Here is a 22,654-nt window from a genome sequence, read left to right as displayed (position 1 = left end):
CAAGACTGCATAAAAGTTTTTTTATGAAATCAGAAAGGTACATCTGGTAGCGGTGCACCAAATGGATTTCCTTCTTGTGCCGGAGCCATGTCTGCCGGTGGGGGAGGTACTGAACTTCCTCCTTTATTCATTTTTGAGCGGATGACAGGTGTCGCGTTTTCTTCTGTAGGCAGTGGCACAATCATTTCATCCTCAGGATTCTGGAATCTTGCAAACTCTCCACGGAAACGTAACAGAACATCGCCTACGGCACCGTTACGGTGCTTGGCTATGATTATTTCTGCCATACCGTGAAGGTCGTTACCCTTTTCGTCGGTATATATCTTGTAGTATTCAGGACGGTGGATGAAGCAAACCATATCGGCATCCTGCTCGATGGCTCCCGATTCACGAAGGTCACTCAACTGTGGACGCTTACCATCCACTCCCTCACGGTTTTCCACACCACGGTTCAACTGACTCAGGGCTATGATAGGTATGTTCAATTCCTTGGCAAGACCTTTGAGCGAACGTGATATGGTGCTGACTTCTTCCTGACGGCTGCCGAACGACATACCGCTGGCATTCATCAGTTGTAGGTAGTCGATGATGATGATTTTCACATCATGTTCCCTAACCAGACGGCGCGCTTTTGTTCTTAGCTCAAATACTGACAATGAAGGAGTATCATCAACATATAGAGGAGCATCATACAGCTCCTTAATCTTATAGTCCAGCTGTCCCCATTCGTATGGAGCTAGCTGTCCGCTCTTTATTTTCTCGCCCGGTATCTCGCATACGTTTACAATCAAACGGTTAACCAACTGGACGTTACTCATTTCAAGCGAGAATAATGCTACTGGCACCTTGTTGTTTACGGCTATGTTCTTGGCCATAGAAAGCACGAACGCAGTTTTACCCATCGCAGGACGTGCGGCAATGATGATAAGGTCGGAGTTCTGCCATCCCGAAGTCATCTTGTCGAGCTTGTGGAAACCGCTTGCCAGACCACTCAAACCGTCGGTACGTGCGGCTGCAGTACGAAGCATCTCATACGCTTCCTGTATCACAGGGTTAATTTGCGTATAGTCCTTCTTCATGTTCTGCTGTGAGATTTCAAACAGACGTCCTTCTGCTTCCTGCATAATGTCGTCCACGTCTTCTGTCTCGTCGAAAGCCTTTTTCTGAATGTTGCTTGTGAAAGTTATAAGCTCTCTGGCAAGGTATTTCTGTGCGATGATTCGTGCGTGATATTCGATATGTGCAGATGATGCCATCATACCGCTCAACTGTGTGATATAGAACGGACCTCCAACTTCGTCAAGGTGTCCCATGAATCGCAGGTGTTCTGTCACTGTGAGCAGGTCTATAGGTTTCTGCTGTATAGCCAAGTCTGTTATGGCAGCATAAATCAGCTGATGTCTGTGCTCGTAGAAAGATTCCGGTTTAAGAATCTCACTCACAAGCGAGTAGGCATCCTTTTCAATCATCAGTGCACCAAGTACAGCCTTCTCCAACTCCGGAGCCTGAGGCTGAAGGTGTCCATATTCATCCGTAAGTTTTTCTTTACTTACCTTTGTTGTTCGTGCGGGTCTTTTCTGTGTAGTAGCCATTATCTATGGTATAATTTTTTTGCAAAGATAAGATTTTCCTATTTATTGTGATTTATCTAAAAACTAAATATGAAAAAAAATAGGAAGAAAGCCATATCAGCTATCTTCCTATTTTTTATATTGTTATAAGACAAGGATTATTTTACTGGAATCTTATCTATTCTTTTCTGATGACGTCCGCCTTCAAATTCAGTATTGAAGAATTCTGTCATAATCTTGTCTGCCATTTCAGTGTCAATAAATCTTCCAGGCATAACAAGAACGTTTGCATTATTATGCTGGCGTGACAGTTTAGCTATTTCAGGAATCCAGCAAAGTGCTGCACGTATTCCCTGATGCTTGTTTAGTGTGATGCCAATTCCTTCGCCACTACCGCATATTGCAATTCCAGGATAACATTCGCCAGCCTCTACAGCTTCTGCCAATGGGTGTGCGAAGTCAGGATAATCGCAACTTTCAGTAGAGTAAGTTCCAAAATCTTTGTATTCTAATCCTTTTGCTTCCAACCACTGCTTAACATACTGTTTCAGTTCAAATCCTGCATGATCGGATGCTAGTCCTACTATTTTCATTATAACATTGCTTTTACTTGGTTATATACATTTTCTGCTGTGAATCCCAGTTTTTCGTCCAATACTTTGTATGGTGCAGAGAAACCGAATGATTCAAGACCCCAAACCTTTCCGTTAGGACCTACAAGTCCTTCAAGGTTTACAGGAAGACCTGCTGTGAGTCCGAATACTTTAGCTCCAGTCGGGATAACGCTTTCCTGATATTCCTTGCTCTGGCTGCGGAACAGACCTTCAGAAGGAACAGAAACAATACGTGTCTTGATACCGTCTTTGTGCAACAGTTCAGCACCGGCAACAAGTGTAGAAACTTCAGAACCTGAAGCAACCATGATAACGTCAGGAGTACCTTCAGCATCAGTTACAATGTAACCACCTTTGGCAGCTTCAGCATAATTTGTACCTTCAGGAAGGTCGTTGATGTTCTGACGAGAAAGGATCAATGCAGATGGAGTGTCGATGTTTTCCATTGCAAGTTTCCAAGCCTCAGTAGTTTCCTTAGCATCAGCAGGACGAAGAACAAGCATAGAGTTCTTTCCGTGGTGGTTTTTCAGTTTTTCCATCAGACGGATCTGTGCTTCCTGTTCTACAGGTTCGTGAGTAGGACCGTCTTCACCTACACGGAATGCGTCGTGAGTCCAGATGAACTTGACAGGCAACTGCATCAAAGCAGCCATACGCACTGCAGGTTTCATATAGTCCGAGAATACAAAGAATGTACCGCAAGCAGCGATTACACCACCGTGAAGAGCCATACCAAGGCAGCAGCATGCCATAGTAAGTTCTGCAACACCAGCCTGGAAGAATGCTCCACTGAAATCGCCTGACTGGAATGCGTGAGTTTTCTTCAAGAAACCGTCAGTCTTGTCAGAGTTAGAAAGGTCGGCAGAAGAACAGATCATGTTAGGAACCTGTTCAGCAAGAGCGCCAAGAACAGTTGCAGATGCGTTACGTGTAGCATCATTAGCTTTCTGCTGTATTCCGGCCCAATCAACTTTAGGAGCAGCACCGCTGAACCATTCTTTCAGCTGAGCAGCTTTTTCAGGATTTGCAGCAGCCCATGCTTTTTCTTCTTCGTATCTTGCAGCTACAATAGTTTCAAGTTCCTGTGCACGTTTTGCGTAAAGTTCTTTTACGTCGTCGAAGATTACGAATGGGTTTTCAGGGTCAGCACCAAGATTTATCATTGTATTCTTGTATGCATCGCCACCAAGAGGAGCACCGTGAGTCTTGCAATTGTGTTCATAAGAAGAGTTGTCGTCTTTACGTGCGCCCTTACCCATGATACATTTACCTATGATAAGAGTTGGGCGTTTTGTCTCAGCTTTAGCTGCGTCAAGAGCCCTACGGATTTCGTCGCAGTCATTACCGTTGATTTCAATAACGTACCATCCCCATGCACGGTATTTCATGGCAGTATCTTCAGTCATTACATCTTTAGTTTCAGTAGAAAGCTGGATGTCGTTAGAGTCGTAGAACATGATAAGGTTATCAAGTCCAAGGTGACCTGCTATACGTCCGCTACCCTGAGAGATTTCTTCCTGGATACCACCGTCAGAGATATATGCGTAGATAGTTTCTTTAGCGAAAGTAGGGTTACCTGTACGAGCAGCAAGGAATTTTGCAGCGATAGCAGCACCCACAGCAAAAGTATGTCCTTGTCCAAGTGGTCCGGATGTATTTTCAATACCACGTTCTACGTCAACTTCTGGATGTCCAGGAGTAGGTGAGCCCCACTGACGGAGTTGTTTAAGTTCGTCGATAGTGAATTTTCCGGCCAAAGCCAATTGAGAATACAGCATAGGAGACATGTGTCCCGGATCGAGGAAGAAACGGTCTCTTCCTTCCCATTTAGGATTTTTAGGGTCGTACTGCAGATATTCTGAATACAGAACGTTGATAAAGTCTGCACCACCCATAGCACCACCTGGGTGTCCTGACTTAGCTTTTTCTACCATTGAAGCTGCCAGAATACGGATGTTGTCGGCAGCATGGTTCATTACTTGTTTGCTGTTCATATTAATTGATTATTTTGTTGAATGTTTCTATCAGTTTTCTTATGTTCTCTGAATTTTTGAGCAAAAATATAACATTTATATGTAAATAACAACCTGAACAAAAGCTTTTTTTATCATTAATTGAATAGAAATATCAGATATTCAGGCTGTTTCATGCCTACTTATTGTCAAAAATACTCTTTACTTTTTGTATTTCACAGCGGCCTCTTCAACAGGTATGCAAGCCTTGTAGTTTTCTATGTATTTGTTGAATCCTGCTACATCTTCTGCAGTAGGAGATACTTCTGTACCTGTATTTCCGGCAAATACCTTTTCATCCAGGAAGTCGGCAAGTGATTGTTTTTTGTCATTGTTCACTAAATAAGAACCAAGTAGTGCTATTCCCCATGCACCGCCTTCGCCTGCTGTTTCCATTACCGATATAGGAGAGTTGATGGCTGCGGCAAGAACTCTTTGTCCTACACCTTTAGTTCTGAACAGACCACCATGGCCTGTGATTCTGTCAACCTTGATTTTCTCTTCATTGAACAGAATGTCGTTACCTATTTTCAACACTCCTACAGAGGCATACAGATGTGCGCGCATGAAGTTGGCAAGATTGAATTTATCACTTGCATTACGAACGAACAGAGGGCGGCCTTCTTCAAGTCCTGTTACAGGTTCGCCTGAGAAGTAGTTGTATGAGATAAGTCCGCCGCAGTCGGCATCACCTTTCAGGGCGTTGTTGTAAAGTTTTCCGAATATCTCGTCCATATCTACAGGAATACCCATCAGCTCCTGATATTCCTTGAAGATGTTTACCCATGCGTTTAGGTCGGAAGTACAGTTGTTGCAGTGAACCATTGCCACAAGGCTTCCGTCAGGAGTAGTGACCATATCAATCATTTCGTATGGTTTCGACAAGTCTTTTTCCAATACAATCATTGAGAAAGAAGAAGTACCTGCAGATACGTTACCTGTGCGCTGTTTAACAGCATTTGTAGCTGCCATACCTGTTCCGGCATCGCCTTCAGGAGGGCAAACAGGGATACCTGCTTTCAGATGTCCTGACACGTCGAGCATTTTTGCACCTTTTTCTGTAAGGCAACCTGCATTTTCGCCAGCCAGAAGTACTTTAGGAAGAATATCTTCAAGAGTCCAGTTAAATCCGTATGGAGCTATGAGATTGTTGAATTTCTTTACCATTTCGGCAGAATAGTTCTTTGTTTCTGGATTGATAGGCAGCATGCCGGATGCATCACCTATTCCAAGAACTTTTTCCCCTGTTATCTGCCAGTGTACATATCCTGCCAATGTTGTCAGGAATGTTATGTCTTTTACGTGTTCTTCCTTGTTGAGGATAGCCTGATAGAGATGTGATATACTCCATCTTAAAGGAATGTTATATACGAACAGCTCAGACAATTCTGCGGCAGCCTTGCCTGTGTTGGTGTTTCTCCATGTGCGGAAAGGTACGAGGATTTCTTCTTTGTCGTTGAAAGCCATATAGCCATGCATCATTGCGCTTACGCCGATTGCAGCCAGGGTTTCAATTTCAATTCCGTATTCCTTGTTTACGTTTGCGCGGAGGTCTGCATAACAGTCCTGCACTCCGTTCCATATAGCATCAATACTGTATGTCCACAAACCGTTTTCAAGTTGGTTTTCCCATGTGTGGCTTCCTTGGGCGATAGGCTTGTTTTCTTCGTCTATTAATACAGCTTTGATTCTTGTAGAACCAAATTCAATACCCAAAATGGCTTTCCCGCTTTCTATTGTTGATTTAGCATTAAGACTCATAGATTTTAAGTTTTTAAGTTCTAAAAAAATAAAAGTGCTACAAACGATTGCTCGCCGAGCACTTTTAATTAAGGCAATATAATCAATTTATTAGCAAAGAGCTTTGTTCAGCATGTAGTAAACTTCATTCATGCGAAGCTCTTTCTTGAACTCACTGATAGTAGTATCTTTGTTGATATGAACCATTTCGATACCTGCGATTTCTGCATAGTCTTCCCAGTATTCTGCTGTCAGATCGTATGAGAAGCAAGAGTGGTGAGTACCACCTGCAAGAATCCATGCACCAGCACCTGTTTCGAAGTCAGGCATTGGTTTCCAAAGAGCGGAAGCAACAGGAAGTTTTGGCAATGGTTTTGGTTCGATACATTCTACATCGTTTACGATGAGACGGAAACGGTTTCCTAGGTCAACAACTGTAGCTGTACATCCTGTTCCAACTTTAGATGTAAACACAAGGCGTGCAGTCTGACTCTTGCGGATACCAATGCCGAGGAAGTGAACTTCCAGACGAGGTTTCTTGGCTGCTATTAACGGACAAACTTCCAGCATATGTGCCTGAAGGATTGAGCTGTTTTTGCCATCGAAGTTCAGAGTATAGTCTTCAAGGAATGAGCAACCGTTTGCAAGTCCCTGATTCATTACCCATACAGTGCGGTAGAGAGCTGCTGATTTCCAGTCACCTTCAGCACCGAAGCCGTAGCCTTCTGCCATAAGACGCTGTGAAGCAAGACCCGGAATCTGGTCGAAATGGCTGCCGTCTGTCTGTCCAAGGTCATCGAAGTTTGTAGTGAAACCTTTGGCACCTTTAGCTTTCAGGATAGCACGAAGAGCAAGTTCTGCCTTAGCTGCATTCCATACTTTCTGATATGCTTCAGTTGACTTGTCTTCAAGTTCTGCATCATGGTCATATTCGCTGAAGTAAGTTTTAACCAAAGCTTCAACTTCTTCGTCCTTGATATTCTTGTGATATTCCATCAGTTCGCTTACTGGGCAATAGTCAACGTGGTAACCCATGCGCTGTTCGGCTTCAACTTTGTCACCGTCTGTTACGGCTACATTGTTCATCTGGTCGCCGAAACGCAAGATAAGCATATCCTGAGAATCAGCCCAAGCAGCACATACTCTCATCCAAACAGCAATCTTGCTGAGTGTTTCTTCATCTTTCCAGTAGCCTACAACCACCTTGCGGCGAACACGCATACGTGTGCAGATATGACCAAATTCACGGTCGCCATGTGCGCTCTGGTTAAGGTTCATGAAGTCCATGTCCATAGTGTCCCAAGGAATTTCCTTGTTGAACTGGGTGTGCAGGTGCAGCAAAGGTTTCTTCAACTGCTGAAGGCCGTGAATCCACATCTTGGCTGGAGAGAATGTGTGCATCCATGTGATTACACCGATACATTTTTCATCATTGTTTGCTGCCTTGAATACTGCTTCTACTTCTTTTGAAGAATTTGCAGTGCCTTTATATACAACCTTAACAGGAAGTTTTCCACTTTCGTTAAGACATGCTACCATTTCATTACTGTGTGCATCGACTGCTATTACTGCGTCGCCTCCGTAAAGGAGCTGTGCTCCGGTTACGAACCATACTTCATACTGACTGAATGCGTTCATAATTTTTTATTTTATTAATAGGTAATAATTTGTTTATTTCAGTATTTATTAATTTCAGATGTTTTTACTTTTTCTGTCCGTAATAAGCGTTAGGACCATGCTTGCGGTTAAAGTGTTTTTCCACCAGCAGAGGATTCATCGTAAGGTTTGGGTTAGCTGCATATGCAATGCTTGCCATTTTGGCTACCTGTTCCATAACTACGGCATTGTGAACTGCATCGTTGGCATCCTTACCCCATGAGAAAGGACCGTGGTTTTTCACCAATACTCCCGGAGTGTGTACCGGATTCATTCCTTCGAAACGTTTTACTATCACATTTCCTGTTTCCTTTTCGTATTCACCTTTCACTTCTTCTTCTGTCATATCGGCAGTGCAAGGAATAGCTTCGTGGAAATAGTCGGCATGAGTCGTTCCTATGTTTGGAATGTCAAGTCCGGCCTGTGCCCAGGCAGTGGCATAAGTGGAGTGTGTATGTACCACACCGCCAATTTCAGGGAATGCCTTATAAAGTACAAGGTGAGTAGGAGTGTCGCTTGACGGACGAAGATTGCCTTCTACTACTTTGCCTTCCAGATCAACTACTACCATGTCTTCTGCTTTCATCTCGTCGTATGAAACGCCACTAGGCTTGATTACTACAAGTCCTGTTTCGCGGTCAATGGCAGAAACGTTTCCCCAGGTGAAAATAACAAGTCCATGTTTCACCAAATCAAGATTGGCATGGAATACTTTTTCTTTTAATGCTTCTAACATATTTGAGTCGTTTTTTTTAGTCAAATTTTGAATTTCGGATCCTTTTCGTATGCCTTGTCATTAAATTTGAACAGGCGTGCACCTCTTTTCGATCCGGTTTTGTCTATTTTGTCTGTCTGTTCTATAAAGTCCATTTCGGCTATGCGCTTGCGGAAGTTTCTCTTGTCCATGGTTTCACCGTAAATGGCTTCATAAAGATTTTGCAGTTGTGTCAGGGTGAACAGTTCAGGAAGCAGGTTGAAGCCTATAGGCTTATGCGATGCCTTTTCCTTCATTATCTTCCTGGCTTTCCTTACCATTTCCGAGTGGTCGAAAATCAATTCGGGAACTTCGTTAATGTTTACCCAGTGTGCATTGTGCTGCTGAACCAGTTCGCAGTCGTATTCGTTAATGTTTATAAGTGCGTAATAGGCCAACGATATAACTCTTTCTCCCGGATCTCTGTCAACATCTCCAAAAGCACCGATTTGTTCCATATAGACGTTTTCCAGTCCTGTAAGTTCGCTCAACACACGTTTTGCGGCATCATCGGCGCTTTCATTTTCCTGTATAAACCCTCCCATAAGAGACCATTTCCCTTTAGCCGGCTCAAAATTTCTCTTTAACAGTAGGAGGTTCAGTTCGCCTTTGTCGAAACCGAATATTATACAGTCAATGCCGACGTAGAATTTTGGATTTTGTTTGTAATAAGCTGTCATGTAAATACAGATTTTATATTGTTCTACATTGAATATGCAAATGTAGAACAATATTTATTTTTATTACCAGAAATATGCATAGAATAATCCGCAAAGGACTATAACTCCAAGTGTTGCTATTACGTCCCACTTGTTCCAGCTCTTTCTGATAAGTTCTTTATAGCTGTCTGTAAATGTTATTGCTTCTATCTGTTGTGCTGATGGTTTAGGAGTGAAGCAAGACACAACAATCATAAATACAATCAGGAATACCAGTAACCATATTTCGAAAATCAACCAGTTGGTCTGCCAGAACCAAGCTGTAGCATCCCAGAAAGAGCCTTCCATGGCTGCTGTACCACTCTTTGTTATTACGTTTGTAATGAGTCTTATCATACCTATGATGAAACCGCCGATAAGTCCCCATTCACCCGCTTTAGGAGTGATTTTCTTAGAGAATATACCGAGAGTGAACACTGCTACCATTGCAGGTGCCAACAGTGACTGGATGTCCTGCAAGTAGCTGTACAGATTGTCCATGTTCATCATAATAGGTAACCATAGCAATCCGAGGATAACAACCACTACTGTAGCTACGCGTCCTACGAATACATAGTGTGCTTCGCTCTTGCCCTGACGCATTGGTTTGTAGAAGTCTTCTGTAAACAGAGTTGCACAACTGTTGAAGAACGCTGCCAAAGATGTAACCAAGGCACATATGAAACCGATTGTTACCAATCCTTTCACGCCTGCAGGAAGAATATTTTTCACCATCATTGCAAATGCTCCGTCAGTGTCGTGCTGGTTTGTAAGATCCATTACAATACCGCTGTTTGGATCTTGTGCCAAAGCAACAGCTACCATACCTGGGATAAGGAACATGAATACAGGAAGAAGTTTGAAATAACCAGCAGCTATACTACCTCTGCGGGCACGTTTCATTACTACGTCGTCCGATTCGCCTTTCTGCTGTCCGAGTACACGCTGAACTATGTGCTGGTCTGTACACCAGTACCAGAAACCGATGATAGATGCTCCGATAAATACTGCAAATCCAGGGAATTTAGGATACATAGGATCGCCTTCATCCCAGTGGAACATATGGTTTATTCCATATCCGTCGTGAGCGGAACGTGCGTAATCCATCATGTTGCTCCATCCGTCGGCTATGCTTCCTTGTCCAAGTGCAGACAATCCGAGGAAGAGAACAAGGAATGAACCGATAATCAGAATAGGGGTCTGTATCGCTGACATTGTCATCACACCTTTCATACCACCCAATACTGTAAATACGGCTGTTACTGCAATCAGTCCCAAAGCTCCCCACCAGAATGGAAGTCCTAGAAGATATTCGAAGAAAATACCGCCGGTGAAAGCTGTAACACTAACTTTTGTAAGGATATATGCGATAAGTGTAATTATACTCAACCATGAACCTGTTCTCTGTGTGTAACGGTATTTCAGGAAATCAGGCATAGTGATGATTTTACCCATCTTGTTGTTAAGTAACTGATAGAAAGGAACGAATAACCATCCCAAAATAAGAATCATCCAGCCCTGCATTTCCCAGTGTGCCATGCCTACACCGTCTTTTGCTCCTGTTCCGGCAAGACCCACAAGATGTTCAGAACCGATATTTGCAGCAAATATTGCAGCACCTATCACATACCATGGTTCACCTTTGCCAAACAGATAGTCCTGGCTGTCGGCACCTTGCATAGCAAGTTTATCTTTACGCACTGCTCGCCATACAGCCCATGCTACTCCAAATATACCTATGATCAGAACAACCCAGTCTAACCATATAAATTCTTTTGAACTCCAATTCATAATGAAAATGTGTTTTTTATGATATTATACTTTTATTTATTTCTCAGTTCCGAATTTGAAAATGCAATGGCTGTAATATGTTTCACCAGGTTTCAGTATTACAGAAGGCCATTGTGGTTTGTTTGGGCTGTCAGGATAATGTTGTGTTTCAAGACATACTGAAGCACGCTGTGGGTATGCTATACCTTGTTTTCCTTTAACTTCTCCTGTAAGGAAATTTCCTGTATAAACCTGTATCCCCGGTTCGTTAGTATAAACTTCCAGTGTTATGCCGCTTATAGGACTTGTAAGTCTGGCTGCCACTTTTGTATCATCACCTTTTGTGTTCAGTACCCAGTTGTGATCGAAGCCATTTCCGAATTTCACCTGTTCGTTGTCGAATGCAGTTACGTCAGGAGCAATTGTTTTTGGTGTATTGAAGTCGAAAGGAGTATCTTTTACTGCCGTCATTTCACCTGTGGTCATGTATGTACTGTCAACTGGAGTTATACTGTCGGATGCTACATATAGTATATGGTCAGTTGCAGGTTTCGACATATCTCCGCTTAAGTTGAAATAAGAGTGATTAGTCATGTTTATGACAGTCGTCTTATCTGTTGTAGCATCATATTTAATGTCTATTGCATTGTCTGATGTCAGAGTATATGTTACGTTAGCTGTAACATTGCCAGGGAAATTGTTGTCTCCATCAGCCGATTTCATTGTAAGTACGATAGTGCTGTCGTTTGTTTGATTTGCCTCATATACCTGATATTGCCATCCGGTAGGTCCGCCATGCAGGCAATGTCCGAAGTTGTTTGTAGGAAGTTGTATTTCCTGTCCGTCAATATTTATTTTCCCCTTGTTTATTCTGTTTGCATATCTGCCTATGCTTGCTCCGAAGTCACTTGGTATATTCTGATAGTCATTTATATTATCGAATCCAAGTACCACGTCAGTCATTTTTCCGTTCTTGTCAGGTACCATGATGGAAACTATTCTACCTCCGAAGTTTGTTACACAGACCTCCATTCCGTTATTGTTGGTAAGTCTGTATAGACCCGTTTTCTTGTTTCCGTCAATAATAGTTTCAAATTTAGCTGGGTCAAGTCCTGAAAGTGTCAACTCAGTTTTCTTCTCTTGTGAGGCGCATCCACTCAATAGTATGATTGCAGCTCCCATACTTAAAAATGACTTTTTCATGTTTCTCATTAATATATTAAATGGTAAATGTTTTTTCACGGTGTAAAAGTAACACTTATTTTATTCCATTGTTCAAAAAAATATATGTTATACAGCATTAAAGTGTTGTTTTTACACTTATCGATTTAAGGTTGATGTTTTATCGTATTTTCTTCCTATCAGCGATGTGAATATCTGTTAAAAAATGACAGGTCGTTTTTTTAAAACGTATGAATTGCTGATTTTTAAGGAAAATAAAAGTAGAATTATAGTAAGCTATGATAGTTTTTCTGTATTGGATATCTAGATATGGTTTGATATACGGAGAGATGAGGCTTTCTTTCTGTTCAGACTATTGAAAGTTTATGCTTAATTTCAGAATCTCTCAGGTTTTTACGTTGATCCAAAATTGTGTCCGACATTTGTCCGACCTCTAAAACAGCAAAAGCCGCAACTTATTGAGTTACAGCTTTTTACTTTCGCACGGAAAGAGAGGCTCGAACTCCCGACACTCGGTTTTGGAGACCGATGCTCTACCAACTGAGCTATTCCCGTGTTTGCGTGTGCAAAGGTAGTACTTTTTTTTATATTGGCAAGCCTTTAATGAAATAAAAAATGAAAATATTTTGTTCTAAATATCTAAGTCATTGAAAGCCTGACGATATAGTTCTGATTTTTTTTCCAGCTTTAATGGATATGCTCTACTGGATGATGGCATTCTATACAGCAGAAGCTTTCTGTCGTGGAATAATATTTCTGTTTTGTTGCCTATGGATGGTTGTTTGACAGAAAAATATTCGCATATAATATCTGTAGCCTTTTGTCCTGTTGTGATTATGGCTTTGCATTTCGGCAGCTGTCTTAACAGTAGTTCGATATCTGTTGCTTCTACAACTTCCAGAAATTTGTCAGAAGCATTGTCCTGAAGTCTTATTACTGCTGTAGCTGTATCATATAATGCAATACCTTTTTCTGTTAGGAATGATTCAAGTTGCTCTTTGTTGAATGCTTTTTTGTCTTCAGTAAGAAAATGTTCTTTATCGTTGAAGAAAATGTAACCGAATATTCTCCACATATCGTTCTGGAGGTTAGGGTAGAAGAAATCCATACTCCATCTTTTACGTTGAGGTGGAAAACTTCCTAACATAAGTATTGAGGCATTGGCCGGAAGGAATGGTTCCAACGGATGTTGTTCAATGTCTTTAGGGTTTGTCATCATACCTATAATATTAAGGCGGGGTTGATTGCTTATGATTTACCAACTCCGCCTACAGTTCGTTCTATATTTAATCTTATGCTTTTGGTTTTGGCTCTTTCTTAGCCAGAAGGACAATGTTATATACATAATCATTCATCCATTCTTGTGAATATCCTAATGCGTGTTTGTATTGACGGATATTATTACAAGTCTTACGTACTCCATCGTCTTTCCAGTCTGTTTTCGTAAGTATATCGTTTATGGCTTTTTCTGTCATGTTGCGAAGCATCTTTTTCAGAAGGCTAGGCATACGGAATTTCCATTGCATCAAATTGCCGATAACCATCATCAGGTCTTGGCTGAAACCTTGGAACATGAACAGGTATGATTTGATGTCGTTTACGTTTTTACAGTTTTTCTTTACTGATGCATCTATTTCCTTAAAGAAACCGTCATTCAACCCGTAAATATCAATAAGCATTTTTTTGCAGCGTGATTTTTCTGCAATACCAAGCTTGTTGTTTTGAGTAGATACTTTAAGTGTACGTTTGAATACTGCCAAGTCAGGCAAAAAGTTTATATTGCTTATGCCCATCTGTGATGCCATTACGGCTTGGTAATACACACGTATAAGGGTCATAAAATCTTCCATTCCACCTACTCTTACAGGTTCTTCTGCATTTTCGGCATTTTTTTTCCCGAATAGTTTTGAAAATATGCTCATATATTTAAATGTTATTTATTTTTTACGGGTGCAAATATACGGAAATAAATTGATTTTGAACACTATTGTTTCCAATGTATCTGTTAACTGTGTATTCTAATTATATTGTTTCGTTGAAATTGCAACAGAATATCACCAACAAGTGATATCTTCCTCAATGTCTTTCATCTTATCTTTAGAAAAGACTGGGCTTTTTATTCCGTTTTTCTTTTGTGTCAGATAGTCATCAAGTAGTCTGAATGCATATTTGCCAAGCATAATGATTGCTATCAGATTACATATAGCCATCAGTGCCATTGTGACGTCTGCAAGGCTCCATACAAATTTTAGACTTGCTATAGAACCGAAAAACACCATTCCGCCTACAAGTATTCTATATATATGTATAACTTCTTTTCTTTTGGTGATGAACCTTATGTTGGCCTCACCGTAATAATAGTTGCCTAGAATGCTGCTGTATGCAAAGAACAGTATCGCTATTGCTATATATGTGCTTCCAATGTTACCTATCTGGCTGTTCAGTGCAGCTTGTGTGAGCTGTATTCCGTCAAGGTCAGTGTTGTAATGTTTCCCACTGAAAAGAATTATAAATGCAGTGCATGTGCAGATGAGCAGTGTGTCTGTGAAAACCCCGAGAGCTTGAATGAAACCTTGTTTGGCAGGGTGGGTGACGTGTGCTGTAGCTGCTGCATTAGGCGCAGAACCCATTCCGGCTTCGTTGCTGAACAATCCTCGTTTAATGCCTTGCATTAATGCCGCGCCTATACCTCCTCCTAAGGCTTGCTCAAAGCCAAAAGCGTTCTTTATTATTATACCGAAGATGTCAGGAAGATGGGTAATATTGCTTATAACTATATATAATGCAAGAATTATATATCCAAGAGCCATTATAGGAACAAGGATACTGCTGACATTGGCTATCCAATGTACGCCCCCGAATATAATAATGATAGTAAGTATCGTAATTCCTATTCCCATATATATAGGAGGTATGTTGAATGCACTGTCGAAAGCCGCGCATATAGTGTTACTCTGTACGGAGTTGAATGCGAAACCGAATGTGATGGTTATCAGTATGGCGAAAATTACTCCCATCCATCTTTTTTTAAGACCTTTTTCCATATAATAGGCAGGTCCGCCAATGTATGAATGTTTGCTTCTCACCTTAAAAAGTTGTGCTAAAGTAGATTCAACGAAAGCGCTGCTTGCACCAAGCAATGCTATTACCCACATCCAGAATATAGCTCCAGGGCCTCCTACGGTTATAGCAGTTGCAACTCCTGCCAGATTTCCGGTTCCGACTCGGCTTGCCAAAGATATTGTAAATGCCTGAAAGGAAGATATATGTTTCTCGTGACCGTCAATTTTTGCTGTTGAGTCTCCTAGGAGTCTTACCATTTCAGATATCATTCTGAACTGTACAAACCTGGTCTTGAAACTGAACCATAGGGCACATCCTAGCAACATAGCCACAAGTATGTATGTCCAAAGTATATAATTAGCCTGGTTTATTAATTCTGTAATGAAATTCATGTTTGTTCCTTGAATTTAAAAATGCATATTATTTTGTATTTTCTTCTTTAAGTCTGAAATAGAATGTGTGCTCTCTGAAGATTTGTTCCACTAAATCAAAGCGTATGAAATCGGCCAGTAATCTGCTTGTTGTTATACGTGGAATTCTTGAGAGTCTGCTGCATTGGTTTAATGTAAGTTCCTTGTTTTTTGACAGGATATCAAGAAGATATTTTTCCCTTTCAGAGTATGTTACAATTACCTTTTCTTCCTGTTTGTTGTGTTTCCATCTGTTTAGGAAAACAGTGTCGGCAAGAATATTCTCGTCATTTATTCTAACGTATGCCCATGGCTTATTGTTCTCATCAATTGCACAAACAGGCTTGTTTTTGCTTTCTTCTATGCTGACTTCCAGAACATCTTTACCTTGGACTCTGAATATTTTGTTTGATATGTTGATTTCAGGGGTGCAGTACATTTTGGCTGCAGCCTCTATCATGTATATTTCTTCTTCTGAGCGTACACCGGCTATTTTGCCGTTGTCTTTTACTCCAACCAACAGCCTTCCGCCTTCCGTATTCGAGAAGGCGGATATGCTTTTGGCTATTTTTCTTGCATCCGAAATAGCGAATTTAAAATCCTGATGGACATGTTCTCCTTCGTCTATCAGTTTTTGGATATAGTATTCGTCAGTAGGGAGCATAATATTTCGTTTAGTCTTGCGCTTGTGTGTGGTGTATTAATGTATTTTTAGTATTCACATGTTTTATGTGTCATTATGTCGAGTACAACCTTATCTGTCTCGTTCATACCTACAGAGCCTATTCTTGTGAGGTTTCTTATACTTAGATCTACGTTGTCTTCAATGATACCTTCTACAGATGTCACACACTTTTCTTCCATAGCCATTATGGCAGAGAATACCGCAGTTGATACTCCACTTGTTACTTTCAGTGCGCAACTAGGCTTTGCACCGTCGCAAATCATTCCTGTGAGGTTTGCAATCATGTTCTGTACAGCATATACTATCTGTTTGTATTTTCCCCCCATCAGATATGTTATTCCGCAACTGCTTCCTGTGGCTGCGACTACACATCCGCACAATGCTGAAAGGCGACCAAGGCTTTGTTTTATATATATAACAGAAAGATGACTCAGGACAAGTGCACGTATAAGTTCCTCTTCAGACTTGTTGTTGTCTTCCGCATAAACTACAACAGGTAGAGTGGCTGCTATACCCTGGTTGCCACTGCCTGAATTACTCATTACTGGAATCATAGCTCCTGCCATTCTGGCGTCGCAAGCGGCCGATGTATAAGACAAGATATGAGTGAATGTATTGTTACCCATTATCTCTCTCTCGTTTTTGCATTCCATCAGGGTTTTACCTAATTCATGTCCGTAATGTCCGTTAAGAGAGCGTTCAGCTGCCTGCTTGTTCAGTCGTTTTGACTCAAGTATGAATCGTATTTCATCAAGAGGAGCAGTTGTGGCAAATTCGTAAACCTTGTATAGGTTGAGGTTTAGTTCTTCCTCGTTTGTTTCATTGTTTTCTGAAACTTTTTCATTCAGAAGTATTTCATCGTTCTTGCTTACATATATGAAGTGTGTGTGTCCGCCGCTTATTATTGCTGTTGCTTCGCCTTTATCAGATGAACATTTCACTTCAATATAAAGCTTTTCTTCTATTCCATACTTCAGACTAATGTCTATAGTCTGCGATTCAATCATTTTTTTACCTTCTTCCACAGCCTCTGGAGTACAGTCTTTCAAGACTTCAAGCTGGTATTCCGATTTTCCTATGATTGCCCCCAGTGCTATGGCTATCGGAAGACCTATCATACCGGTGCCGGGTATTCCTACCCCCATGGCATTTTTTAGTATGTTAGCACTTAGAAGTACAGAAATCTTTTTAGGTCTTTCACCTAGTGTCTCAGTGGCTTTTGCTACACAAAGAGCCACAGCAATAGGTTCTGTACAACCTATTGCCGGGACTACTTCTTTTTTTATGAGTGCTATTATTTGCTCTCTTTCTGATTTTGAAATCATTTTCTGATTTTTATTTTTTGTAGTTCTTTAATCCTGTTTCGAGGAAATCTATATAAAGTTTAATATCCTCATCGTAAGAATATGATTTGTTCAGAGGCATACCTTCATTGTCAACCAATACGTAGAAAGGTTGAGCGTTTGCTCCGAACTTAGAACGTTGCAGATAGCTCCACTTGTCACCTACAGTACGCAATGTACGTTCCTTACCGTTTTCTGTTACAGTAATAGGCTCGGCCAATTTAGTCTTGTCGTCAACGTATAGTGTGATAAGCACATAATCTTCTGTCAACAGTTTGCTTACATTCTGGTCTGTCCAAACTGCCAGTTCCATCTTTCTGCAGTTTACGCATCCATATCCTGTGAAGTCTAGCATTACAGGTTTATTATTCATACGTGCGTATTCCATACCTGCTTCATAATCTGTGAATTTTGCATGTACTTCATTTTTATATAAGTTGAAATCCTGTGTCTGCATAGGTGGAGCAAAAGCACTGACAGCCTTTAGAGGTGCACCCCAAAGACCAGGAATCATATATATGGCAAATGATAGTGATATAAGCGCCATGAAAAATCTCGGTACACTTACTTTCTGGTCATCATCGTCGTGCGGGAATTTGATTTTACCCAACAGATACATACCAAGCAGACCGAATATAACAATCCACAATGCAAGGAATGTCTCGCGGTCAAGTATTCTCCATCCATATGCAAGATCGGCTACAGAAAGGAATTTCAGTGCGAAAGCCAGTTCAAGGAAACCTAATGTCACTTTGATGACATTCATCCATCCACCTGATTTAGGCATTGATTTAAGCCATGACGGGAATAGGGCGAAGAGTGTGAACGGTAAGGCAAGAGCTATGGCGAAACCAAGCATACCTATGGCAGGTGCAATAACGCTGCCAGTAGTAGAAACTTCTACCAGCAAGAAACCGATTATAGGACCTGTACAAGAGAATGATACAAGTGACAATGTGAATGCCATGAGGAATATGCTTAACAGACCTGTTGTCTGTTCTGCCTTGCTGTCAACTGCATTGCTCCATTTTGAAGGAAGTGTTATTTCGAAAGCTCCGAAGAATGATGCGGCAAAAACAAGAAGCATCAGACAGAAAAGTATATTGAATACAGCATTAGTTGATAATGCGTTAAGGGCACTAGCGCCGAAAATAAGTGTGATGGCAAGTCCAAGGGTAAGATATATAACTACTATTGAAGCACCGTATGTCCATGCGTCGCGTATTCCTTTCTTCTTGTCCTTAGTACGTTTGAGGAAGAAACTTACTGTCATAGGTATTATAGGCCATACACAAGGAGTGAACAGTGCAAGAAGACCTCCGGCCAAACCTGTCAGGAATATATATATCCACGACATTGATTCTTCTCCAGCATGCTCGCCGAAGCTGTTAAGTTCATTGATTACAGGTTTCCAATAGTCAGTTTTTTCAGACGAAGCAATTTTTAGAGGAGTCATGCTTATTTCAGAGCTGCCACCCGCATTATTTGTAATATCTTCTTTACTTTCACTTGCTGTGGCAGGACTTGTACTTGTTCCGTTAAAGTTGAAATCCACGCTGGTAGGAGGGAGGCAATTTTCATTGTTGCACGCACCGTATTCCAGATAACCCTTAATACTATAATTCTTATCTGTTATTTTTATTTTCTGTATGAATGTAGCCTTATCTTTGAAATATCTTACTTTCATACCGAAAATAGGATCCATTTCGTTTATTTCATTTCCAACTGGAGTCAGTTTGCCTATAGTTTCAGCTCCTTGGATTTGATCAATGTTGAAAGATGCGGAAATCGGACCACCTTCTTCTAATTCTGTTGAATAGACATGCCATCCTTTATCAATTGTGGCATTGAAAATAATTTCAGCCTCACTGTCTGAATTTTGTTTCCATTCAGTTTTGAATTTTATTGGCTCTTGTATTTGAGCTAGAGCCGGTAAGGCTAAGAGGACTGACAATAGCCAGTAGAACAATAGTCTTTTCGTCATTTTTTTACAATAAAATTAAGAGTTGATAATTTTTCTGCAAAGATACGTATTTTTTATATGATTTATAATTCTGCTAATTCTCTTATATGATTTTTTATGTGTTTTACTGGTGGTTTAGACCTTTTTTGAGAAAAAATGAATGATTTTTTCTGTAAAAGTTTGCAGATTCAAAAAAAATCCCTACCTTTGCATCGCTTTTGAGAGATAAAGTACTTCGAAAGGAGTTTTGGAGAGGTGGCAGAGTGGTCGATTGCGGCGGTCTTGAAAACCGTTGTACTGCGAGGTACCCGGGGTTCGAATCCCTGTCTCTCCGCATGAAAATCCGTTAAGCTATTGCTTGACGGATTTTTTTTGTATATGCTATACTTATTTATTGAGATAGTCATATCAAATAAAAAAATAGAAAACGCACATTTCTGCCATTGTTGGGTAACTATTTTTTTGTATAGTAAGTTACCCAACTAGAAACAGTGAATTATAATTAAAATGTGATGATATTGTTCCAGAATTAAGATTGTTTAATTTGTCTTATTCAAAAAGGTTTCCTTCTAAATTTTATTGAAGAAGTTCTTTTAACCTATTGGTGAGTTCTTCTCCTAAAATGTTTTCTCCTATCATTACACCTTCTGAATCAATCAAGTATGTAGTCGGTACAAATCTTACCTTATAAAGGCTGGCTACACCTGTTTCGTCTAAAAAGTTAGGCCAAGCAAGTTGTTCTTCTTTTAAAGCCTTTTCCCATTCTTCTTTTTTCTTGTCGATGGAAATACTGACAATTTCGAATCCTTTTTCGCTATATTGAGCATATAGTTTTTTTAGATTAGGTATTTCCTTTCGACAAGGATTGCACCAGGATGCCCAAAAATCAATTAGTAAATATTTCTTTCCTTGACGCAAAGTAGAAAGAGTAACATCGTTTCCGTTTTTGTCTTTAACGGTAAATTCAGGGACTTTGGTTCCTTCTTTTCCGGCAGGATAGAGTTCTTCCTTTACCTTCTGTCCGTAGTAAGATTGCTTGGCTGATGGAGAAAGTGCTTCATACCATGGTTTCATGTCTTCGCTTAGATATCTCGTAAATGATATCATCATTAAAGGTCCCCAGAATGAGTCTTTATTAGCCATTACAGTCTGATAATATATAGAATCTACTATGTTAAAGAATTTCTTGTCAGCTGTCATTCTGGCTTTTCCTCTTTCGCTTTGTTGTAGCTCCTTAATTCTGTTCTGGTCCTTCTGCTGGTATGCTTTCATCATCATGCTATCGTAATCTGCAAACTTGCGTGCATTATCAGCATACAGTGAATCCAAATAAGTACGGGCAGACAATAACGAATCATACTTTGTGCTGAGTGGCGAACCGCTAACTGATAAACCGGAAAGATTGTAAGATAGGTTACCGTTTGTTCCTCGTTCAGTTACAGCTCCACTTATTTCTATTGGTGTGTTTTCCAAAATAAGGCTACGCCATCCGTAGGCATCTTTCACTATCAGGCGCACAGCCCTTGGTTCTTCCACTTTTCCTTGAAATATAAACTGTCCATTGGTTACTGTTGTGTCTGCCATTGGGGCTTCGTTGTCGTGGCTCACTGGTACCAGTTGTACATGTGTTCCATCAGGTAATCCTTCAATACTTCCTTTTAATACATATCCATCGGTTACAGGCTGACCTGTACATGCCATCATGGCCAAACTTAAAAAGGCCATCCAAGAGAGATTTTTCTTTTTCATAACGTGGTTTTATTTAGATACATTCTGTTCAATAGTTCCGTTTCCAGGATTATTCAAAGCGCCGGCTGGGAAAGGCATAGTCCACAAATGTGAAGTCGGGCTTAGAGTATATTCTGTTCCATTGTAATTTTTTGTCATTCTACGTAAGTATTTTCCTTCGCTGTTAAAACGACGGGCATCTGCAAAAGGAACTATGGAGAATATCAACTCATTGTCTTTAGTGTCCCGAATTAAAGAAAGAGCTTCCTCAAGTGTACTTGCAGTTGCAGGACGATACATCTCGGGGCGGATGCGTGTAGCGCGTACTGCATTGAGCGTATTCATCGCTTCTGTAAAATCATTTTGCGTTGTTAGTCTTGCCTGACATTCGGCTTTGATGAGATATGCCTCGCATGTGGTTAGTCCTCCATGATTGAAGAAACCGGAAGTCAAAGCCGCATAATATGTGTCGTTATTATCTACCTTAAGTTTCCAGCGTGAAAGGAATCTGGCATCTCCATCTTCAAAGCGTGCGGCTCTTTCTACAGGAATGTTATATTCATAGCTATCGTAGTTTGACTGTCCACCGTAGCGTAAATAATAGTTTTCCACGTAATCATATTGCATAGGGGTGGCGAGCTTGTCGTAGTTATCGGGGTCTTCAATAGCGATATGATGTTCTTCGTAAAAAGAATTCCAGTCATATAGCTGATTGTTCTGTTCCAAGGCCAAATTGGAATAGCGTAATGCTTCTTCATAATTCTGCATTTGCAGATATATCCTGGCAAGTAAAGCATAACCAGCCCCTAAATTAGGATGAATTGCTGTCATTGATTGAGCTGGTAATCCCATTTCAATGGCTTCTTTAATATCATTCAACATGAAGTCATACAAATATTGAATAGAAACCTGTTTATAGGGTGCATCAATATTGGCACTTGTAATAAGGGGTACACTTAGCTTTTCTTCGGCAGTAGAGGCATCGTAGGTATCTGCATAATAGTTAGTCAGGACATCATAGCAAAGCGACCGTATCACTTTGGCGTATGCTATCACCTCGTTCCGTTCTGCGTCTGTAGCTTCAGTGGCTGTCGGAGCATTTTCTACAATCAGGTTACAGTTGGATATTGTCGCATATAGTGCATAATAAGTATCTTCATCTGAATTGTTCAGCATGATACGGTCGGCAGACTCATCCCACATGTAGTTGGCCCGATTGAGGCTTGGTGAGTTGACTTGTGCATTTTTCAGGTAAACGTCGTTCAGCAGATACAAAGCGTTCAAAATAGGTGTACGGCCATTTGTGTACTGGTCTCGTAACAGTGCTTCGAAGTCAGCCAGTGTAGTTGGTATTTTGGAGCCTTTCGGCGGTATGTTCAAGTAATCGTTGCATGCACTGCATATAATGCATGTGAGTACAATCAAAAGATTTATAAATTTAGTCATAAATGTCATGCAATATAAA

Annotated in this window: 16 protein-coding genes, 2 tRNA genes and 2 pseudogenes; 1 reads left to right on the top strand and 19 read right to left on the bottom strand. The window is 40.7% G+C overall.

Annotated elements, in window-relative coordinates; all coding sequences use genetic code 11:
- Nucleotides 1–29: 29 nt before the first annotated feature.
- The 17 genes and pseudogenes from dnaB to H6A61_RS16285 all read right to left on the bottom strand — a co-directional run.
- Entirely contained in the window at nt 30–1,592 is a 1,563-nt protein-coding gene (dnaB, locus tag H6A61_RS06570) for a replicative DNA helicase (protein WP_204392224.1), read from the bottom strand.
- Between the two features lie 137 nt (nt 1,593–1,729).
- On the bottom strand, nt 1,730–2,164 hold the full coding sequence (gene rpiB / locus H6A61_RS06565) for a ribose 5-phosphate isomerase B (RefSeq protein ID WP_204392222.1): 435 nt from the start codon (nt 2,162–2,164) through the stop codon (nt 1,730–1,732).
- Nucleotides 2,164–4,179, bottom strand: coding sequence for a transketolase family protein (locus H6A61_RS06560; protein WP_204392220.1), 2,016 nt, complete (start codon nt 4,177–4,179; stop codon nt 2,164–2,166). The genes rpiB and H6A61_RS06560 overlap by 1 nt, the downstream gene beginning before the upstream one ends.
- A gap of 180 nt (nt 4,180–4,359) precedes the next feature.
- A complete protein-coding gene (locus H6A61_RS06555; RefSeq protein WP_204392218.1) occupies nt 4,360–5,958 on the bottom strand; it encodes a xylulokinase in 1,599 nt (532 codons plus the stop codon).
- 90 nt (nt 5,959–6,048) lie between these two features.
- On the bottom strand, nt 6,049–7,575 hold the full coding sequence (gene araA / locus H6A61_RS06550; protein ID WP_204392216.1) for an L-arabinose isomerase: 1,527 nt from the start codon (nt 7,573–7,575) through the stop codon (nt 6,049–6,051).
- A 64-nt stretch (nt 7,576–7,639) separates the two neighbouring features.
- The gene (locus H6A61_RS06545; protein ID WP_204392214.1) at nt 7,640–8,329 is read right to left on the bottom strand and encodes an L-ribulose-5-phosphate 4-epimerase; all 690 of its coding nucleotides are present in this window, start codon (nt 8,327–8,329) and stop codon (nt 7,640–7,642) included.
- 20 nt (nt 8,330–8,349) lie between these two features.
- Complete coding sequence (locus tag H6A61_RS06540) at nt 8,350–9,027, bottom strand: NUDIX hydrolase (protein ID WP_204392213.1); 678 nt, start codon at nt 9,025–9,027, stop codon at nt 8,350–8,352.
- A 63-nt stretch (nt 9,028–9,090) separates the two neighbouring features.
- Nucleotides 9,091–10,836, bottom strand: coding sequence for a sodium:solute symporter (locus H6A61_RS06535; RefSeq protein WP_154044068.1), 1,746 nt, complete (start codon nt 10,834–10,836; stop codon nt 9,091–9,093).
- A 36-nt stretch (nt 10,837–10,872) separates the two neighbouring features.
- Nucleotides 10,873–12,027: an aldose epimerase family protein gene (locus tag H6A61_RS06530; protein ID WP_204392211.1), complete on the bottom strand. Its 1,155-nt coding sequence runs from the start codon at nt 12,025–12,027 to the stop codon at nt 10,873–10,875.
- 452 nt (nt 12,028–12,479) lie between these two features.
- Nucleotides 12,480–12,552: transfer RNA gene (locus H6A61_RS06525), tRNA-Trp, on the bottom strand.
- 76 nt (nt 12,553–12,628) lie between these two features.
- A complete protein-coding gene (locus tag H6A61_RS06520) occupies nt 12,629–13,213 on the bottom strand; it encodes a uracil-DNA glycosylase family protein (protein WP_154044114.1) in 585 nt (194 codons plus the stop codon).
- Nucleotides 13,214–13,289: 76 nt separating this feature from the next.
- The gene (locus H6A61_RS06515) at nt 13,290–13,919 is read right to left on the bottom strand and encodes a hypothetical protein (protein ID WP_204392210.1); all 630 of its coding nucleotides are present in this window, start codon (nt 13,917–13,919) and stop codon (nt 13,290–13,292) included.
- Nucleotides 13,920–14,051: 132 nt separating this feature from the next.
- Nucleotides 14,052–15,452, bottom strand: a complete 1,401-nt coding sequence (locus tag H6A61_RS06510) for an alanine/glycine:cation symporter family protein (RefSeq protein WP_204392208.1) — start codon at nt 15,450–15,452, stop codon at nt 14,052–14,054.
- 28 nt (nt 15,453–15,480) lie between these two features.
- Nucleotides 15,481–16,134, bottom strand: a complete 654-nt coding sequence (locus H6A61_RS06505; RefSeq protein WP_204392206.1) for an ATP-binding protein — start codon at nt 16,132–16,134, stop codon at nt 15,481–15,483.
- A 47-nt stretch (nt 16,135–16,181) separates the two neighbouring features.
- Nucleotides 16,182–17,480, bottom strand: a complete 1,299-nt coding sequence (locus H6A61_RS06500; RefSeq protein ID WP_204392204.1) for a serine dehydratase subunit alpha family protein — start codon at nt 17,478–17,480, stop codon at nt 16,182–16,184.
- 10 nt (nt 17,481–17,490) lie between these two features.
- Nucleotides 17,491–18,918: pseudogene (locus H6A61_RS06495) on the bottom strand (protein-disulfide reductase DsbD family protein); the annotation flags it as partial.
- A 114-nt stretch (nt 18,919–19,032) separates the two neighbouring features.
- Nucleotides 19,033–19,482: pseudogene (locus H6A61_RS16285) on the bottom strand (protein-disulfide reductase DsbD domain-containing protein); the annotation flags it as partial.
- A gap of 228 nt (nt 19,483–19,710) precedes the next feature.
- Between H6A61_RS16285 and H6A61_RS06490 the strand changes: the two are divergent.
- Nucleotides 19,711–19,795: transfer RNA gene (locus tag H6A61_RS06490), tRNA-Ser, on the top strand.
- 242 nt (nt 19,796–20,037) lie between these two features.
- Here H6A61_RS06490 and H6A61_RS06485 read toward each other — a convergent pair.
- Both H6A61_RS06485 and H6A61_RS06480 read right to left on the bottom strand, forming a co-directional pair.
- Nucleotides 20,038–21,210 carry a TlpA disulfide reductase family protein gene (locus H6A61_RS06485; RefSeq protein ID WP_204392200.1) on the bottom strand — a complete coding sequence of 391 codons (1,173 nt, stop codon included), beginning with the start codon at nt 21,208–21,210 and terminating at the stop codon, nt 20,038–20,040.
- A 9-nt stretch (nt 21,211–21,219) separates the two neighbouring features.
- On the bottom strand, nt 21,220–22,635 hold the full coding sequence (locus H6A61_RS06480; RefSeq protein ID WP_154044060.1) for a RagB/SusD family nutrient uptake outer membrane protein: 1,416 nt from the start codon (nt 22,633–22,635) through the stop codon (nt 21,220–21,222).
- Nucleotides 22,636–22,654: the final 19 nt, after the last annotated feature.

The sequence above is a fragment of the Bacteroides caecigallinarum genome, assembly GCF_016901995.1.
Taxonomy (GTDB): domain Bacteria; phylum Bacteroidota; class Bacteroidia; order Bacteroidales; family Bacteroidaceae; genus Phocaeicola; species Phocaeicola cellulolyticus.
This window is presented reverse-complemented; position numbering and strand designations above follow the sequence as displayed.

Coding starts and splice junctions, on each gene's coding strand:
- dnaB (WP_204392224.1), bottom strand. CDS start 1,592: ATGGCTACTACACAGAAAAGACCCGCACGAACAACAAAGGTAAGTAAA.
- rpiB (WP_204392222.1), bottom strand. CDS start 2,164: ATGAAAATAGTAGGACTAGCATCCGATCATGCAGGATTTGAACTGAAA.
- H6A61_RS06560 (WP_204392220.1), bottom strand. CDS start 4,179: ATGAACAGCAAACAAGTAATGAACCATGCTGCCGACAACATCCGTATT.
- H6A61_RS06555 (WP_204392218.1), bottom strand. CDS start 5,958: ATGAGTCTTAATGCTAAATCAACAATAGAAAGCGGGAAAGCCATTTTG.
- araA (WP_204392216.1), bottom strand. CDS start 7,575: ATGAACGCATTCAGTCAGTATGAAGTATGGTTCGTAACCGGAGCACAG.
- H6A61_RS06545 (WP_204392214.1), bottom strand. CDS start 8,329: ATGTTAGAAGCATTAAAAGAAAAAGTATTCCATGCCAATCTTGATTTG.
- H6A61_RS06540 (WP_204392213.1), bottom strand. CDS start 9,027: ATGACAGCTTATTACAAACAAAATCCAAAATTCTACGTCGGCATTGAC.
- H6A61_RS06535 (WP_154044068.1), bottom strand. CDS start 10,836: ATGAATTGGAGTTCAAAAGAATTTATATGGTTAGACTGGGTTGTTCTG.
- H6A61_RS06530 (WP_204392211.1), bottom strand. CDS start 12,027: ATGAGAAACATGAAAAAGTCATTTTTAAGTATGGGAGCTGCAATCATA.
- H6A61_RS06520 (WP_154044114.1), bottom strand. CDS start 13,213: ATGACAAACCCTAAAGACATTGAACAACATCCGTTGGAACCATTCCTT.
- H6A61_RS06515 (WP_204392210.1), bottom strand. CDS start 13,919: ATGAGCATATTTTCAAAACTATTCGGGAAAAAAAATGCCGAAAATGCA.
- H6A61_RS06510 (WP_204392208.1), bottom strand. CDS start 15,452: ATGAATTTCATTACAGAATTAATAAACCAGGCTAATTATATACTTTGG.
- H6A61_RS06505 (WP_204392206.1), bottom strand. CDS start 16,134: ATGCTCCCTACTGACGAATACTATATCCAAAAACTGATAGACGAAGGA.
- H6A61_RS06500 (WP_204392204.1), bottom strand. CDS start 17,480: ATGATTTCAAAATCAGAAAGAGAGCAAATAATAGCACTCATAAAAAAA.
- H6A61_RS06485 (WP_204392200.1), bottom strand. CDS start 21,210: ATGAAAAAGAAAAATCTCTCTTGGATGGCCTTTTTAAGTTTGGCCATG.
- H6A61_RS06480 (WP_154044060.1), bottom strand. CDS start 22,635: ATGACTAAATTTATAAATCTTTTGATTGTACTCACATGCATTATATGC.